The sequence below is a fragment of the Campylobacter felis genome (assembly GCF_030250085.1).
Taxonomy (GTDB): Bacteria; Campylobacterota; Campylobacteria; order Campylobacterales; family Campylobacteraceae; genus Campylobacter_D; species Campylobacter_D upsaliensis.
The window spans coordinates 1-16178 of sequence record NZ_JANURX010000021.1; the positions used below are offsets into that span (position 1 = coordinate 1).

Consider the following 16178-nt stretch of genomic DNA (forward strand, 5'->3'; position numbering starts at 1 on the left):
AAGCCGAGCGAAAGCTAGTTAATGAAAACTTTAAAGAAAGCGTTTTGACGCGTTTGCAAAATACAAATTCAAATATTACCATTTTAATGCAAAGATTAGGCTACGAGGATTTATGCGGATTTTTGCTAAATGAGAGGCATTTTTCAAAAGAAATTATAAGTCAATGGAAAGTGCTTAAAATGGAGGCTTTAAACAAAGAAGCGGCGCGGTATGAAGTGAGAAATTTCAAGTATGAAAGAAAGGAAAACGAACCGCTTTTTATGAAAAAGCACGATTTAAAGGCGCTAAAAGAGCTAAAAATTCAAATGGGCGAGGACGAGTTTAGCACACAGTATCAGCAAGAGCCACAAGCTACGGAAAGCGGATTTTTCTTACTTGAGAATTTTAAGACAATTCCTAGTTTTGAGATGAAAGAGCAAAAAGAATATATCTTTTTTGACGGGGCATTTGCTATCAATGCAAGGGCGGATAATAGGGCTTTAGTCGTGGTGGGCGTGGAAAATCACGGCGAAAATAGCGTAAGATATGTGCTAAAAAACTGCTTTTATGGGGTATGGGACGAGATGCAAACTTGCGAGCATATCATAGAAACTTTGATTAATTACCCTAATGCTAGGGTTTATATGGAAAGTGAGGGCGGTGGGCTTATCTTACATAGGCTTTTACAGCGTGAAATCGTGCGTGTTAATGAAAATCTTAAAAGGCAAAATAAGCCCTTAATTAATAATATCATAGAGGTGTATCCAGCAAATAGAAAAATCTCAAAAGTGGAGAAAATCAAAGCGATGAGGGCGTATTATAATAGCGGTGCTTTGGTGTTTTTAAATCAAGCTTTTGGGCTTAATCAAATCAAAAAAGAATTATTAAGCTTTAACCCTGAAAAGCCCTTTAGAAAAGATGACTGCATTGACGCTCTTGCTTCTTGCATAGCACATAAGGATACTTTGCCTCCTGTGGCTTTAAAAATGCCTTTGCAAAAGAGTGGTAGAAGCGTGTATCAAAGCGGGTGGAATATTTAGCACAAAAGAACCGCCCTTTCTTTTATGCTATAATATAAAATCGTTTAAGCGTAAGCTAAGGCGGTTTAACTTACAATACTTTTAGCTTTTTGGATTAGTCAAGGGGTTTTAAAAATTCCTTGACTAGCTCTAAAATTAGAATCAAAATGTTAATAATCTTAATCCACATTTTTCAAGCCCCCTTTCCAGCACAAAAGAAAGTTAGCTCACTTAAACAAGCTTATTTTAGTGAATTTTAGTTAATGTCTATAATCTCCCCAGCTAAGGCTTTAAGCTCGTTTTCGCTCAGTTTTTTAAGGTCGATATTTGTATTATTTGCGTTAAGGGCGTGTTCTAACAAATCTTTAGAATAAAGGCTTTTTTGTATGCTTGAAAGCATATTAATAAGCTTTTCACTCATAGCGATTAAAGTCGGATCTGCTTTATAATCTTTTCTTAGCAAACTCATTCTTTTAAGCTCGTGTTTAGCATATAAAAAACTCTCCACCATATTTTTATGGATAAATTCAGCACTCAAAGCCGCAGTTAGAACTTTATCGCTAATCTTTTCTAATTCTAGGTTAAACTCCTCTATACTAAGGCTTTCAAAATCTTTTAAATTCTCAATCTTGTTTTTAACGCTATCTTTAATTTTTTGGCTTTGCATATCAAGCCTTGTGCCAAATTCCTTTTTTAAAAGCTCGTTTTTCGTGCTTTCTTTTAACGCGCCCTTAACTAAAACGCCCTTTTGCCATTTTTCTTTTTCTATCCATTTCATTAAGGTGCGATAATTAATCTCAAAGGCTCGGCTGACTTCTTTAGCATTGTCAAAATTGCTTTCATAATGAAGTCTAATTTTGGCTTTGAGTTTTAAATCTATCATTTAACGCCTTTGAGGAAAAAGCCCATTTTCGCTAAAGCTTAAGGCGTTTTGTATGTCTGCATCATCGATGTTAGAAAAGCCACTTTTGCTATAATTAAGCGGATTTAGCCTTTTGCTTAATTTATCAAATTCCTCTTTTTCTTTTCTTTGCATTTTTAAAGCCTTTTGCTGCTCGTTATTTACCCCTGCTGAAGCATAAGCGGCGGCGTTTTGGGCTTTATTTCTAGCTCTTTCTTGCTCTTTATCCTTTTCAAAGTGGGCTAAATTCTTGCCTAAAAGCTCGTTTTGCTTTTGCATAGTATCTTTTTGCAAAGCGTGAATTTGCTCTTTTTGTAAATCGGCTTTATCTTCCCTCATTTGCGCTCTTTGCTCTTTCACAAAAGAGGCAAATTTATCAAACATAGAATTCATTAGGGCTTGTTGTTTTAAGACGCCATTATGATAAGCCTCTGCGGCTGCTATGACAGAATTTACAGGTCCGCTGCCCGCTCTTAAATCATTACGCATTATTTATCCTTTTAAAAAGGGTGTTTTTATAGTCAAAATAGCGCGCCCCCTCACCCTCACTCATTATAATCACATCGTTTTTTGTGAAAACATAATCCTTACCTTTAGCGTCTTTATGGTGATAAGGCTCATCGCCTATATATAAAAATTTAGCCAAATCGACATAAATTTCTTTATTTTTTTTGCTTAGCTTACTTTCTTTAAGCTCGTTTTCTAAGACTTCTTTTTTTACTGGCATTTTTTATCCTTTCTTAATAAATTATATAAAAATATAAAAAAGCTCTTTTATAAAAAAGGCTTAAAAGGCTTAAGCTAAGAAAATTTAAGGAAGTTTTTTAGTAGCAAAAAGCTTGATAATGTCCCAGTTTTCTTTGTAAAGGCTAATTTGCTCTAGTCTTACTTTTTCGCACTCTTTATCATTTAAGCTATCCGCAAAACTCATAGGGATAAGGTAGCAAATGCCGACTTGTTTATCCACTGCGGCATAAATATCACAATCTTTGCTAGTAATTCTTTTGCCTTGATTACTTTGGTGCTTATAGTCTATACCCTGTCCGCCTCTATCCCTATCTTTAAAGCTTATAAGCCCTCCTGTAATGCCTTTAATTTGTATGCGTAAAAGAGTGCCATTATAATCAACTATAGCATCATAACGACTACTTCTAACATCAACGCTTGAGGCGTTAAATCCTGCTAAAATAGCCCTCGCTACAAATAAAAATTCAGCACTATCTCCAGCATTAGAAATCATAACGCCTGAATTAATTTGAAGCAAATTTGCCGAAAAGCCGTCCATAGAAGCAAGAAATAAGGCTTTTTCTAAAATTTTACTTAGTTTGCTTTGTATGAATTTAAATTGTAGCTCATCGGTGTTTTGTTTGATGTAGGCTAGGCTTTTATCTTTTAATTGCTCTAAATCTAAGCCCTTAAAAATATCTAAAAAAATTTGCCTTTCTAAAAAATGCAAAAGGTCGTTTTTATATAAGATTTCTTGATTTGCAAGGTCTATAATCTTGCTTTTTTGATAAGATAAATTTGCAAAATCTTTTAAAATTTTTTCTTTAAAAGCTTCATTTTCGCATTTTTCTCTAAAACGCTTTTTTAAATAATCTTTAATTTGCATTTCATTAAAAAGGGAATTTTTAAAGCCCCTGGGCTTTGCGTTAAAGGCTGTGATATTTTCTTTAACAAACTGCTCTAAAGTCATTTTTTAAAGCCTTTTTTAGCTCTTTTGCGATATTTGCTATCACACTTAGCGAAACGCTATTGCCTATTTGTTTATAAAGCGTGGCGTTTGAAAGCTGTGAGGGTAAAATAAAGCTATCATCAAAGCCTTGAAATCTCGCACACTCTCTAGGGGTAAGCTTTCTTATATCATCATCTAGCACCAAAGGCACATTATGCCCGCCTGTTCCCATATTTGCCGTTAAAGTGGGACATAGCTTATTTTTATTTTCTCTTACATAATGCCTACGCCATTGATATAAGGTTTCTTTACTTTGCAACTCTTTTTTAAGCTCGGGGTAATATCTGTGCGAAGTGTAGTAAAAGCTTTTATCCACGCCCTTTTCTAATAAATGCTCAATTTTTCGCGTGAGTTTAATTTTAGCAGGGAAATGAAAGCTTTCATAAGTGTGAAAATCTAAAAAGCCTACAATGTAAATTCTCTCTCTATTTTGAGGGATATTGCCGTATTCGCTGGTATTTAGAATTTGATATTTTAAAAAATAGCCCCGCTTTTGTAATTTTTCTTTAATCGTTTCAAAGGTTCTGCCCTTATCGTGCTTGAAAAGATTTTTGACATTTTCTAAAAAGATAATGCTAGGCTTAAAATGATCTAAATACCTTAAAATTTCAAAAAAGACATTACCCCTTTCATCGTTAAAGCCCTTTTGATACCCAGCCACGCTAAAGGCTTGACACGGAAAGCCCGCCGTTAAAATGTCAATCTTGCTTAAGCTTTTTAAATCTACTTTTGCTAAGTCATCGTTAATAAGTTTGTGCTTATGATTTGCTCTATAAGTGATACAGGCTTTACTATCTAGCTCTACCGCCCAAGCTGTTTTAAATCCTGCCTTTAAAAAGCCAAGCTCAATGCCGCCAATCCCTGCAAATAAACTGCCTATTTTCATCTCTCTCCTTGTAAGGCGTAAATTCTAACCAAAGAAAATAAAAAAAAACCTTAAGCCTTTTTTTAAAGGCTTTTAAGGGGTAAAGTTAGCTTAAAAAGTGTTTTAAAAGGATAAATATGGACTTAATGCCACCTATAAATAATGCAGAAAAAGCGGCAAATGAAAGCGGTTTATGGACTAAATTTAGCAATTATTTAGGAAGTAATAATTTTGCAAATTTTGGTAAGGGTATGCAAGGCGTGGGAGCTTTGGCAAGTATAGGCACAAATATATATGGCATTTTTCAAAGCAACAAAGCCTTAAAAATGCAAAAAAGAGCCTTAGCAAATGCCGAAAAACAACAAGCCATAGAAAATGCAAGATACAATAAAAGAGAAAAAGAAAGAGATGAGGCAACTGATATGGTGATGAGGGGGGCTTCTCTTTTGGATACAAGCAGGGTTTAGGCGAGAATTCAAAAACTCTTTAAGTGCGAATTTAAATCGCTTTTATTTAGGGCTTATTTTAAACCCTTGCTTATTCGGCAAGAGTTATCCACAAGCGAAGCTTAAACGCTTAAAAGCGTTTTTTCGCTTGGGCTAAATTACCTCATTACGCAAGGTTTTAAATTTCTTTAGAAAGTGAATTTAAAGGCAAAACACGGCTTTACGAAGTAAAGGGACGGCGTGGGCTTTAGGTTTGCTACTTTAAGGCGAATTTACTTCGCCTGGTGAAAGTAGGTAAAAAAAGGAAAAAAATATGACAAAACGCTTTAATTTTTGGGATCATTTTAATGAGGCTTACACGCATTTAGAAAAAAAGCATAAAAGCCGTTTAACCGATGATAAATTAGTTTCTTTTGCAAGTGAGTTAGCCTTAAAATTAGTCGAAATCGATTTTAAAGAAAAGGAAAACGCTTATAATTATGAAAAAGCCGAAGCTGAGATTAAAAACCTAATCTTACAAAGCAAAACGCAAAATGACGCCTTACAAATAGAAAAGCTTAAAAGCCTAGTGCAAGCGCACGCTATGTTACTAAGCGTAGGAGATAATGCGGCGATTAATAAGGCAAATGCGGTGGTAAGCTTTTTAAATGTCGTCGGCAATGCAAGTAATGAAAGAATGGTCGCTTCTTATACGCATCAAGTTATGAGCTTTATTAATCAAATCTCAAATAAAGATATGAGTGCGGAATATAGACCGCTTTTAAACAAGATAAAAGAACTAGCAAATGAGGGTTTTGAGGACGGCAGAGGCGTTAAGGAGCTTGGCATAATATGCCCTAGAGTTAAGCTTAGGATTAATGAAGCGGTGGAGATAAACGCTTATACGATATATCCAAATAGTGAGCATTATTTTGAGCTTGAGGGGCGTAGGTATGAGGGGACTTGCCTTTTTTTTATCAGTGAAGTGGCGGGGGAGTATGAGCTAAGTTTTAAAGCAAGAAATCATAAAAACGAGCTTTTAAGCACTAGTATAAAACTTAGAGTTATCGAGGAAAATTAAAAAGCTTTAAGCCTTTTTTTTAAATCCTTTTAAAGCTATCTTTTCACAAATTACAAAAAAGGAGCAAGTATGGATGAAGCAGCACAAAGTCCCTTAAATGACGATGAGGCACGCTTGGCGGTTTTAGAAAATGAAATCAGTCAAGCAGAGGCGAGTTTAGAACAAGACTTTGCAAAATATGGCGCAGAAAAAATAGCTAGTGATGAGAGTTTGGAGGAGCTATTTTTCGAGGATAAAGAGGAGTTTATCAAGCAAATTTTGCATTTACAAAACGAGTTTTTAAAATCCTTGCAAAATAAGGTCAATGAGGCAAATGAGCTAAGAGGTCAAATAGGGCAAAAAAAAGCGTTTGATAATATCCAAGCCGCCGCTGATGCCTTTGATGCGCGTAATTTAGGGGTGAGTAGTGATGAGCTTTTGGACTTTTTTCAAAATGATTTAAGCCCTAGAGCTAAGGCGAGTTTGGAAAGCTTAGAGCCTAGAGCCTTTTTTGAGGCGCTTTACAAGCTTTATGAGGGGGAAAACAAAACGGAGGAAAGTGAGGAGCTACCTCAAAGGCTTAATGCAAGTAGTGCAAGTGTGGAAAGTGGGGGAGATAGTCTTGTAACGCAGAGATTTTAAAGGCTTTGGGGGTTGTGGTCGGGGTTGGCTTGGGATTTTGGCAAGAGTTAGGCGAAAATTCAAAAATTGTTATTGCACTAATTTTTGCAATTTTCTTAAAAGCAAATTTAAAGGCTTAACACGGCAAATGCGTGAGCATTTGGGCGGGTCGTGCCTTTAGCTTTGCTACTTTAAGGCGAATTTACTTCGCCTGGTGAAAGTAGGTTAAAATATAAAGGAATTTAAAAAATGTTAGATAGTTTAAACAAAATCAATTTGGCAGCGTGGAGAGAAAATCCAAATGTCGCGGTGGAAATCGCTAGAACGATAGAAAATGCAAGTTGGCAGAAAAGCCCATTTGCGCCTTTTATGGGTAGGGGGCAAGATAGAGGGGTAAGAACTTATAATGTTAAGGATTCTAATCCTTATCGTCCAAGACTTAAAGCACAATTAACGGGAAGCGGTGTTAAGGGGAATGCGGATTTTGATACAAATTTCGATAATTTAGAAATTTTAAGTCAAACGGTATTTCCAGAAGTGATAGGTAATGCGCTAAAAAGTCCGATTAAGCAATATAGCAAAATCCAGCAAATTGACTTCATCAAAGAGGCGACTGATAGCTTAACCGATTGGATAGTTGATAAAAGAGATCGCTATTTTGTAACGGCTTTAAGCAATGACATTACAAATTGCGTAGTGTGCGACCAAAATGACGGCTTTAAAGATAGCAGTAGAGAAAAAAGCGTTGCTGATGCTAGTAAGAAAATCGTAGCCGGTGATGTGTGTAATGTCAAGGCTTTACGCCGTGCCATTTTTATGGCTAGAGCGGGTAAAAATTACAAAAATAAAGACGCCTTTCCTATAAAGCCGATTAGAAGCACGCAACATAATCAAGGAGGCATTACGGTTCAAAACTATTCTTATATTATCTTGCTTGATAGCTATCAAATTAACCAGCTTAAAAACGACCCCGAGTGGGTAGCGATGCAAAAAGTGGGCGTTAGAGGTGAGAAAAATAACCTTTTCACTGGCTTAGTGGGCTTAGTCGATGAATGCCCTGTTATAGATATGGGTGTATGGACTAAAATGCAAAGCGGTTTTTTAAATAGTGAAATTAGTGATGCGGACTTTAAGGCAAATATTTACGCACCAAATCATAAAAAAATAACGCCACCTTCATCTTACGCGGACAGTCAAGCCGTTTCTATTGGCTTTTTAGTAGGAGCGTCAGCACTTGTTTTAGTGGGGAATGAGCAAGTAAATTTTTATGTTAGCGAGAGTGAGGATGCAGGGCGTAAAATTATATGCGGAGCGGATAGACTTTTAGCTGTTTCAAAGGGTAGATTTGAGAGTGCAAACGGCGTTTTAAGCGTGTATGATAATAGCGATTTTGCAACGATTGGGATTTTCTCTAGTAAGGAATAGTTTTCTTAAGACAAGTGAAGCCTAAAGGCTTACGCCTTTTTCACTTGGGGCTAAATTGTCTTGTTTTAAAAGGCTTTTTGAAAGCTTTTTTAAAGAGCGAAAGGGGTTTTTAAAATGAATTATGAAAACACTGCCTTAAATGATATCAATGCAAAAATAGAGCAAATTAACACGCTTTTAAATGAAGTGCGTGAGGGGTTTAACGAAGCTAGGGCAAGGGAGCTTTTAAGCGGAAGTTTTAAAGAGCTTGAAAAAAATGCTAATGACAAAATAATAGAAGCGAGCCTTAATGCCTTTACAGAATTAAGGACAAATTTGGATAGGGAAATAAGCGAAAGAACGAGCGCTTTATTTGGTGAAAATAAGGAGGAGCTTTTGAGCCTAGTTTTGCAAAATCTCAATTTGGAAAATGAAAGTCAAAGGATAGCAAGGGAGTTTTTAGAGCAAAATAGAGTAAATTTTAACGAAGTAGTAAGAGACTTCTTAGAGGCTGAAAACTTAGAAAGCTTTATAAGCGAAAATAAAGAGGCGTTAAACGAGCAAATAAGAGAATTTGAAGCGGAAAAAGACGCGAAAAAAGCGAAGTTAAACACGGCTTTAAATGAGCTTGATATAAGCGTAAAAAAAGCGGTGCAAATCAAAGCCAATGCTGAGCTTAAAAGCTATATAGCAAAAAATAGTGTAGAGGTGTTTAAGCCCTTTTCACTTCATTTTTTAAAAGATAGCTTTTTGCAAGATAAGTATTTTAGGAGCAAGGTTAGTGCTGAAAGCAAAAAAGCGACTAGGGAATTTTTAGAGCAAAATCACTTAGAAAGCACGAGCGAAGCACTTTTAAGCATTAATGCGGATTTAGCTGAGGCTTTTTTTAACTCACACTTTATAAGGGAACAAGCCTTTTTACAGAACCTTACTCTAAGCGCTATGAATTTAAATAATGAATTAAGGCATATTAGTGAAATTATCAATAATATTATAGCCTTTGAAAAGGGCGAGGATTTGACAAGAAAGAAAGTATTTAAGGTGGTTTAATGCAAGATTTAGTTTTAAGACATAAAGGCTTGGAGGCTTTAGAAAATGAGCCTATTAAACCAAGTTTAGAAAGTTTTTTAAGGGAGGAAAATAAAGAGCAAAATGAAAAGCTTGACGAAAAGATAAAAGCCTTAGATGAAGCAAATAAAGAAGCTGAGCTAATGCAAAACGCGCCCTTAAAACAAGAGCCGTCTGCGCTACGCGTTTTGAATATGCCCTCAAATGTAAGCACGGGAAGCAAGATTTTAGACGAAAAGATAAAGAAAAAAGAACTTAGTCTTTATGATATTTACGCGCTTAAAAAAATGGGCTTAGATAGCACGGCTTTAAATGAGGCGATGAAAAATAGAAGCGTGGTTGTAGGGGGTGAAAATAATCTTAGGCTTAATGGCGAATTGGGTGCTAGGGTTAAGAGGCTAAATGGGGATAAGGATTATGAGCAGTTAAAAGAGCTAAATAATGCCTTTGAAAACTTAAATAGCATAGTGGCAAATTCAAATGAAACAAGCGGAATTCAAAATCATCTAGCAAGAAAATGGAGCAATATGACAAATCACTTCATTTTCAGCGCCGATGAGGCAAATCAACAAAGAATTTTCGATGAAAGTAATCTTTATGGAAATTATCTAAACGCTATCAAGCTAAGAAGCGGCGGCACACAAAAAGAAAGAGCGAGAATGACTGAAGCGCTTAATTTTGGTGGTCTTAATGCAGAACAGACAAGGCAAAAGGCTTTAAGTATATATGAGAACTTTTTTCAAAGGCAAAATAACGCCTTAAAGGTTTTAAAAAGCAAGGGTTATGATGAGGGAGTTATCTTTGAAGCTTTAGGTGAGGAGGGACGGAACAATTTTATCAATAATAGAAAGGCGTATCAATACCTAAAAAGCAATGAATTTGACAAAGATGAGTTTGAAAGGGTATATAAATATGGTGAATATTTTAAAGTAGGGAAAAACAATGAGAGAGTTAAATGAAACTTTAAATGATGAAGAAAGCGGTGCTTTGAATGTAGAGACTCAAAGCCAAACGAGTGATGTGGCTAGAGGTAATGGCGTAAGGGTTGAGACTGAAGCGGAGCAAGGTGGTGAAGTTAAACCAGAAACGAGCGAGGAACAATTATTAAAAAAGCTTGAAAATGCTCTTAATCAAAATGTTAATTGGCTAGAGCAGATTAAACTCACGCTTATGAGCGTTTATAGTCTTTTTAAAACGAACGAGAGGCTTAAAAAAGGATATGAATTTGTTTTAAGTGAGGCAAATAAAACCCTAGAGGATACAAGAAGCGTTTATAATGATACTCTAGCTCTAAAAGAAAGCGCGGCAGAGCTTAATGAGGAAGTGAAAGAGTTAGACGCTAATGCAAGTGGGATTTTACAAAATGTAGAACGGCTTAAAGATGAGCTTATTGAGCTTGAAAATAATGTCGCTAACGATAAAGATGACACAAGAGCCCTTATACAGAGGGGCGAGGCTTTAAAAAGTGAGTTTGAAGAAATCAATACTAAGCTTGAGGAAGCAAATACTTTAAACGCTGAGTTTGTAACGCTTTATGGTGAGAAAAAAGCGGAAATTACTCATACTTTAGAAGTGGCTAGAACACAACTTGAGGGTCTTGAGAGCCAAAAAGAGCAAATAACGAGTGAAATTAATGCGGTAAAAGAGCAAATATTAGCAGAAATTAATGCGGCTAAGGCGGAGTTAGATAGAACTGACCTTGAGAGCCAAAAAAATGAAATATTGGCTGAAATTAATGCGGCTAAGGCGGAGTTAGATAGAACTGACCTTGAGAGCCAAAAAAATGAAATATTGGCTGAAATTAATAGAGTTAAGGAGGAGGCTAGGGCGCAGTTAAATGGGGCTGACCTTAATAGCCAAAAAGAGCAAATAACGAGTGAAATTAATGCGGTAAAAGAGCAAATATTAGCAGAAATTAATGCGGCTAAGGCGGAGTTAAATGAGGATAATAAGTATTCAGACAGAGTGGTTACATATATTTTAAACCATTTAGACTTGCCGTATCCTACTATTGAGGATAGAGAGATTTTGCCTGAAGGTGATTTGCTTGAAGAAGATGAGGAGGGGGTTTAAATAGAATAAGGCGTGAAAGACAAAGTAAATAAAAAAAAGAAAGGTTTTTATGAGAAAAATGCAAAATGTAGAATTAAACACGGCGTGGGCAGATTTGAGTATAAAGAGTATAAGAGCAAATTTAAAGTGGGCGCTTACGCATCCTCATTTTAAACAATGGCTTGAAAATGCAGAGCCTAGTGAGGCTTTAGAAGTCAAAAAAGAGCTTAAGAAAGCAGAAATCACAAAAAAAAGAGATAAGGCTATAAATGGGGGCGTAGAGTATAATGGCAAGGTGTTTCAAAGTGCAGAAAAGGATAGAAACCTTTTAACATCTACGACTTCGCTTTTTAGCATTACTAAGCAAGTGCCGGAGGGCTTTAAATGGATAGCTAAGGATAATGAGGCGGTGGATTTTACTTTGGAGGATTTAATCGCTTTAGGCACAAAAATGGCTGAAAGTGTGAATTTAAACACGATGAAAGCAAGGTCCTTAAAAGATAAAGTCGAAAAGGCGAAAAGCTTAGCGGCTTTGGAAAAAATACAAGTAGAGTTTTAAAAATGTTTGAGGTGGTTGGGGCTTTTGCGTTAGCAAAAGGGTGGGCGACTTTAGCTTTGCTACTTTAGGGCGGACTTGTTCGCCCGTTAAAAGTAGGTAAAAAAAAAGGAAAATAAAAAATGAGTTTAAAAAGGGTTGTCGTAAAGCCTTATGATAAATATAAATTTGAGGTTTGGGAGGATTTTAGCTTCCATATAAAGTTAAATGAAAATGAGCTTATAAGCGGGGTCGTGCCTAAGGGCTACACGACTGACGGAGCGTCTATACCGCGCATTTTTTGGAGCTTTTATCCCCCTTATAAAAGTGAGTATTTTAGCGCTTGTATTTTGCACGATTATCTATGTAGCCGTGCAATGCGCGAGGATAGCATAAAAGAGGCGTATAAAAGGGCGGATTTAGCTTTTTATAAGCATTTAAGGCTTTTAAATGTTAATGCTTTAACTTGCTTTATCTTTTATCATTTGGTGGATAAGTTTCATAAGCTTAAATGCTATTTTAAAGGTTACAAATGAGGGCTTTGATGAAAAATAAGGTCGTTAAAGCTAGAGCGATTTGCGAGGAGCTTTATCATTTAAATGAGGATAGCTTGGAATTAGTGCTTGAGCTTATAAATGATGATGAAGTCTTTGATAAATATGGCGATGTGCTTGAGAATTTAAAGGAGAATTTAGAAAAAACGCATACTTTACTTTAAGCTTTGGGGGTTGTGGTCTTTGGGGTTTTAGCAAAAATGAGTTTAGGTGAGAATTCAAAAAGTTTTTAGGGCAAAAATCAAAACGCTTTCACACTCAGCAAGGGTTATCCACTTTAGAAACTTGAAAGCTTGACAGCTTTCTTTTCTAAAGGGCTAAATTGCTTCGTTATGAAAGGCTTTGATTTTCTTATGAAGGTAGATAAAAAATGAAAATAGAAATTATTAATAGGTATCAAGGCAAATCTTGCGTAATTGGTAAGTTTAAGATGTATGATGAAAATGGCGACTTAACTTTTCAATGCTTTGCCTTACAAGAGGATACGGCTGGGCTTGAAAGTGGTAAAGACTTAAGAATACCTAGTGGGGTTTATAAGCTAAAAAGGCATCCGGGAAGTCGTTTCGAAAAGACTTTAAGAAAAATTACGGGTAATGAAAAAGATGAAATGCTAAATGTTTATAATGATTTAGTGCCTTATGAAAGACATATATTAATACACTGGGGAAACACGGATAAAGATACGCAAGGCTGTATTTTACTAGGACGCACTAAGGCAAGTGATGAAAGCATAGGAGGGAGTCGTGATGCGTGTAAAGAGTTTTACAACTTAATGAGGGGCGTGAATTTAGATATGGTTGGGCTTGTCATTAAAGATGAATTAGAATAAGGGGGACCTTATGAGTGAAAGTGCTATAGCTAGTGCTTCTGCAATAGGGAGCTTAAGCGGGGCGGGTTTGCTTGGACTTATGGTCGTAATTTTAGCGGGTGTAGTGATACATCTATATAAAAAGCAAAGTGAAATCGTAGGCGAAAAGCAAGAGAGGCAATTGAAAAATCTAGAGGAGATAAAGCAAAATCAAAAAGAAAACTCAGCCATACAAAAGGCGACTTTAGACGCTTATAAGGAAAATGGCAAGACTATGATGGAATTTATCAAAGAGCATTGTAAAAATACAAATGATGAGCTTAAAAGGGCAAATCTTAAGCTTGATGAAATAGATGATAATTTAAAAGATTTAAAGGGCGTGGGAGCGTGGTTTAAAGACTTGGATAACTTGAAAAAATAAAGCGAAATTTAAAACGCTTAAAAGCGTTTTTTTGCAATTCTTTTAGAAAGTAAGCTTAAAGAAAAAGGTAAATAGGAAGTAGGTAAAAATGTTTAGCATAATTAGCACGTTTTTGGGATTTTTTAAAGGTAAGATGTTTTTTTATGTTTCTTTAGCTTTGGCTTTGGGTGGAATAGGCTTTTTATATCTAAGCTTAGAAGCGCAAAAAGCAAGATATGAAAAGGTAAAGAGCGATTTAAAACTAAGCCTTGAGGCAAATCATAATCTAGCCTTAAGCCTTGAAACGCTTAAGTTAGAGCATAGGAAACAAATTGAGGCGATAAGTAGCGCAAATGAGGCAAAAGAGCAAGTTAAAGAGAGGATTGAATATGTTAATCGTTACATTGTTAAGAAGTATGAAAGCGGTGAAAATAATCTTACTAAGCTTTTTAATGCTATGGCTAACAGGCTGTGGGAGCAAAACGCAAAGCGTTAAAGATGTGAAACTGATAAAAGTGCAAATCCCCTCTGAGCTTTTAGAGCTTAAAACACTGCCAAAGCCCTATGCTAATAATGAAATTGAGATTTTAAACGCTTATTCTATGCTTTTTTATCATTATAAACAATGCGTGATACAAATGGGGAAAATAAGGGAGCTAAGCGAATAAACTTCGCTAGTTTAAATAATCCATAAAGCTAAGGACTGGGCTTTGAGGCTTTTTTAGGCTTTGGCTTAATTTAATTTTTAATCTTTCTTTAGTGGTACGAAATAAAAAAATTCATAGCTTAAAAATCTTTCATAAGCCTTAATCGCGCGCATAATCCTCCGTCTTTTTCTCTTAAAATAAGGGCTGTTTGATTGGCTTCGATGGCATTTTTGGCGCGTAAATCGCAAAAGGTGGAGTAATCGACCTCTTTGCCGTCTGCTGTATAAATTTCTTTATGTCTATTGTAATCGCAAGTTAAAAATGTCATTTGCTGTCCTTTTAAGTTTAATTTTATCCTGCCTAGCTATAATGCTAGGCGAGGATTATTCGACTTTTAGTCTAATTTTTAGCTTTAGGCTAAATTTTAGGCTGAAAAGTTTAAAAACCCTTCTTAACTTCAAGACTTTCATAAAAGCCCTTTCATTAAAAAAAGTTTATTAGCCTTAAAAAGGCACGCGGTTGAAACCCTTATAAAAACACTTTTTAAATGTTTTTATGTGACAATTATACTAGATTAATGCTTAATATTAACTTAAATTAACACTAATTTATTAAAATATTGACTTTTTAACATTAAAATAGTATTATTTTGTAAAAATTTGAGGAGTGAAAATGGATAAGATGCTATTTTTAAATATGATGAAAGAGCTAGGTTGTAAAAATAAAAAAGAGTTAGCAAAAATTTTAAATATGCCTTATAACTCTGTGAATAATTGGGGGAATGTGCAAAAATTCCCCCCTTATGTAGAGCCGTTTTTAAATGCCCTTGTGAAAGCTAAAAAATACGATGAAGCGTTAAGCGGTGGGAATTTGGGCTTGGTGCGTGATGAAGTGGGTTGCGATGAGCCTTTGAAAGTGAAACAAGAGCTTGAGGAGTTAAGGCTTGAGAACGCGAAGTTAAGGGAAGAATTAGAAAAATTTGAGAGATATAAGGAAGCGTTAAGAGCGATTTTGTAAGCCTCCCCGCTCTACTTTGGAGGCTTAAAAGTAAAGTTAAGTTTAAACTAAGCAGAGCGAAGTATAATTCTAAAAAATATGCTTTTAGTTCTTATCTCAGTTTTTTATAACTAAGATAAGGACAACTAAGACTATCACAAGTGCAATAATTTCAGTCATCTCTCAACCTCCTTTGGTGTAAGCCTCCAGAAGTTTAAAACTTAACGATAAAATTATACTTAATCTTATTTAAATAAGGCTTAAATTTTAAATCTAAAGTGATTTTATTTTATTTTAATAATATAAGATTATAATTATTAAAAAGGAGTTAAAAATGACAAAAGAAAAATTTAAGAGCCTTATGAGTGAAGCGGAGGTGAAAAACAAAAAAGAATTAGCCGAGCTTTTGGGGTTGCCTTATGGAAGTGTGAATAATTGGGGGAGTTCTAAAAATTATCCTGTTTGGCTTAAAAATGTGTTTGCTTTCATCATTAAAGCTAAAAAATACGATGAAGCGTTAAAAAAAAGCTTTAATGAGAGTGAAAAGCCTCAGAAGTGTCCTTCAAATGTGGAGGCTTTGAGCCTTGAAAATGCGAGGCTTAGGGAGGAGTGTGAAAAATATGAGGCTTTAAAAAGGGCGTTAAAAGAGGCTTTGAAATAGACTTACTTCGCTTCTAAGTCCGCGCAGTGCTTTACCCTCACACAAAATGCCAAATTCACGCCCCGCCGCCCGAGTGCTTTTGTCTGCTTTTTACGCCACACGAAAGAGCGTTTTAAAAACGATGAAATAAAGAAGCGAAGCATTTTAAGACTTGCAAAGGGGTCGTTTTACAAGAAATTTTAAAGCGGTGTAAAAATGAATTTATGCCTTTTTGGCTTTAAGGGCGTGTTTTATATGAAGTAGAGCAAGTCGCTAGGGCTTTTTTAAAGGGCGTTAAAAAGGGCTTTAGCTAAATCATCAAAAAAGCTTTTTAAGAAATATTTAAACAAAAAATGCTTAAAATAACAGCGTTTATTTATCCGTGGAGCTTAGTTAAATGGGCTTTTAATAGCCTGTAAAAAGGGGCTTTAAAGCTTTTCAGTCTAAGCAATGCTTTAAAAGCTTCAGT

23 protein-coding genes and 1 pseudogene are annotated in these 16178 nt (G+C 35.5%); 17 read left to right on the forward strand and 7 right to left on the reverse strand.

The annotated features are described in order from the left end of the window. On the forward strand, positions 1-1019 hold a 1019-nt coding region (locus tag NYG92_RS08605), incomplete at its 5' end, for a hypothetical protein (RefSeq protein WP_289234140.1). Between the two features lie 235 nt (positions 1020-1254). Here the strand turns inward: NYG92_RS08605 and NYG92_RS08610 are convergent. The 5 genes from NYG92_RS08610 to NYG92_RS08630 all read right to left on the reverse strand — a co-directional run bounded on the left by NYG92_RS08610 (position 1255) and on the right by NYG92_RS08630 (position 4520). Beyond that, the gene (locus tag NYG92_RS08610) at positions 1255-1881 is read right to left on the reverse strand and encodes a hypothetical protein (protein WP_289234141.1); all 627 of its coding nucleotides are present in this window, start codon (positions 1879-1881) and stop codon (positions 1255-1257) included. After that, on the reverse strand, positions 1882-2388 hold the full coding sequence (locus NYG92_RS08615; protein ID WP_289234142.1) for a hypothetical protein: 507 nt from the start codon (positions 2386-2388) through the stop codon (positions 1882-1884). It abuts the gene before it with no gap. Beyond that, entirely contained in the window at positions 2381-2626 is a 246-nt protein-coding gene (locus NYG92_RS08620; RefSeq protein WP_289234143.1) for a hypothetical protein, read from the reverse strand. The genes NYG92_RS08615 and NYG92_RS08620 overlap by 8 nt, the downstream gene beginning before the upstream one ends. An 84-nt stretch (positions 2627-2710) precedes the next feature. Then, positions 2711-3595 carry a group I intron-associated PD-(D/E)XK endonuclease gene (locus NYG92_RS08625; RefSeq protein WP_220515734.1) on the reverse strand — a complete coding sequence of 295 codons (885 nt, stop codon included), beginning with the start codon at positions 3593-3595 and terminating at the stop codon, positions 2711-2713. Beyond that, positions 3573-4520 (reverse strand): DNA cytosine methyltransferase, encoded by a 948-nt coding sequence (locus tag NYG92_RS08630; RefSeq protein WP_220515735.1) that lies wholly within the window; start codon positions 4518-4520, stop codon positions 3573-3575. Before NYG92_RS08630 ends, NYG92_RS08625 begins: the two co-directional genes overlap by 23 nt. Positions 4521-4636: 116 nt before the next feature. On the opposite strand from NYG92_RS08630, the gene NYG92_RS08635 reads away from it, so the two are divergent. The 14 genes and pseudogenes from NYG92_RS08635 to NYG92_RS08700 all read left to right on the forward strand — a co-directional run bounded on the left by NYG92_RS08635 (position 4637) and on the right by NYG92_RS08700 (position 14094). Then, a complete protein-coding gene (locus tag NYG92_RS08635) occupies positions 4637-4966 on the forward strand; it encodes a hypothetical protein (protein ID WP_289234144.1) in 330 nt (109 codons plus the stop codon). A gap of 292 nt (positions 4967-5258) precedes the next feature. Next, positions 5259-6005 carry a hypothetical protein gene (locus tag NYG92_RS08640; RefSeq protein WP_289234145.1) on the forward strand — a complete coding sequence of 249 codons (747 nt, stop codon included), beginning with the start codon at positions 5259-5261 and terminating at the stop codon, positions 6003-6005. A gap of 66 nt (positions 6006-6071) precedes the next feature. After that, positions 6072-6626 (forward strand): annotated as a pseudogene (locus NYG92_RS08645) (hypothetical protein); the annotation flags it as partial. A gap of 228 nt (positions 6627-6854) precedes the next feature. After that, positions 6855-8030: a phage capsid family protein gene (locus tag NYG92_RS08650; RefSeq protein ID WP_289234147.1), complete on the forward strand. Its 1176-nt coding sequence runs from the start codon at positions 6855-6857 to the stop codon at positions 8028-8030. A 114-nt stretch (positions 8031-8144) separates the two neighbouring features. Then, a complete protein-coding gene (locus NYG92_RS08655; protein ID WP_289234148.1) occupies positions 8145-9059 on the forward strand; it encodes a hypothetical protein in 915 nt (304 codons plus the stop codon). Beyond that, entirely contained in the window at positions 9059-10036 is a 978-nt protein-coding gene (locus NYG92_RS08660; RefSeq protein WP_289234149.1) for a hypothetical protein, read from the forward strand. The genes NYG92_RS08655 and NYG92_RS08660 overlap by 1 nt, the downstream gene beginning before the upstream one ends. After that, the gene (locus NYG92_RS08665; RefSeq protein WP_289234150.1) at positions 10020-11150 is read left to right on the forward strand and encodes a coiled-coil domain-containing protein; all 1131 of its coding nucleotides are present in this window, start codon (positions 10020-10022) and stop codon (positions 11148-11150) included. Before NYG92_RS08660 ends, NYG92_RS08665 begins: the two co-directional genes overlap by 17 nt. Before the next feature lie 49 nt (positions 11151-11199). Then, positions 11200-11688, forward strand: a complete 489-nt coding sequence (locus NYG92_RS08670) for a DUF4376 domain-containing protein (RefSeq protein WP_289234151.1) — start codon at positions 11200-11202, stop codon at positions 11686-11688. A gap of 119 nt (positions 11689-11807) precedes the next feature. Beyond that, complete coding sequence (locus tag NYG92_RS08675) at positions 11808-12200, forward strand: DUF1353 domain-containing protein (protein WP_289234152.1); 393 nt, start codon at positions 11808-11810, stop codon at positions 12198-12200. Beyond that, positions 12197-12382 (forward strand): hypothetical protein, encoded by a 186-nt coding sequence (locus NYG92_RS08680; protein ID WP_289234153.1) that lies wholly within the window; start codon positions 12197-12199, stop codon positions 12380-12382. Before NYG92_RS08675 ends, NYG92_RS08680 begins: the two co-directional genes overlap by 4 nt. Positions 12383-12588: 206 nt before the next feature. Next, entirely contained in the window at positions 12589-13047 is a 459-nt protein-coding gene (locus NYG92_RS08685) for a DUF5675 family protein (RefSeq protein WP_289234154.1), read from the forward strand. Positions 13048-13057: 10 nt separating this feature from the next. Beyond that, entirely contained in the window at positions 13058-13447 is a 390-nt protein-coding gene (locus tag NYG92_RS08690; protein WP_289234155.1) for a hypothetical protein, read from the forward strand. Positions 13448-13580: 133 nt separating this feature from the next. After that, positions 13581-13922 carry a hypothetical protein gene (locus tag NYG92_RS08695; RefSeq protein WP_289234156.1) on the forward strand — a complete coding sequence of 114 codons (342 nt, stop codon included), beginning with the start codon at positions 13581-13583 and terminating at the stop codon, positions 13920-13922. Then, entirely contained in the window at positions 13879-14094 is a 216-nt protein-coding gene (locus tag NYG92_RS08700) for a hypothetical protein (protein ID WP_289234157.1), read from the forward strand. Before NYG92_RS08695 ends, NYG92_RS08700 begins: the two co-directional genes overlap by 44 nt. 118 nt (positions 14095-14212) lie before the next feature. On the opposite strand, the gene NYG92_RS08705 is transcribed toward NYG92_RS08700, so the two are convergent. After that, positions 14213-14401 (reverse strand): hypothetical protein, encoded by a 189-nt coding sequence (locus tag NYG92_RS08705; RefSeq protein WP_289234158.1) that lies wholly within the window; start codon positions 14399-14401, stop codon positions 14213-14215. A gap of 344 nt (positions 14402-14745) precedes the next feature. Between NYG92_RS08705 and NYG92_RS08710 the strand changes: the two genes are divergently transcribed. Continuing rightward, on the forward strand, positions 14746-15090 hold the full coding sequence (locus NYG92_RS08710) for a helix-turn-helix domain-containing protein (RefSeq protein WP_289234159.1): 345 nt from the start codon (positions 14746-14748) through the stop codon (positions 15088-15090). A 313-nt stretch (positions 15091-15403) separates the two neighbouring features. Continuing rightward, positions 15404-15730: a hypothetical protein gene (locus tag NYG92_RS08715; protein ID WP_289234160.1), complete on the forward strand. Its 327-nt coding sequence runs from the start codon at positions 15404-15406 to the stop codon at positions 15728-15730. A 2-nt stretch (positions 15731-15732) separates the two neighbouring features. Here NYG92_RS08715 and NYG92_RS08720 read toward each other — a convergent pair whose 3' ends face one another. Continuing rightward, a complete protein-coding gene (locus NYG92_RS08720; protein WP_289234161.1) occupies positions 15733-15873 on the reverse strand; it encodes a hypothetical protein in 141 nt (46 codons plus the stop codon). Positions 15874-16178 lie beyond the last annotated feature (305 nt).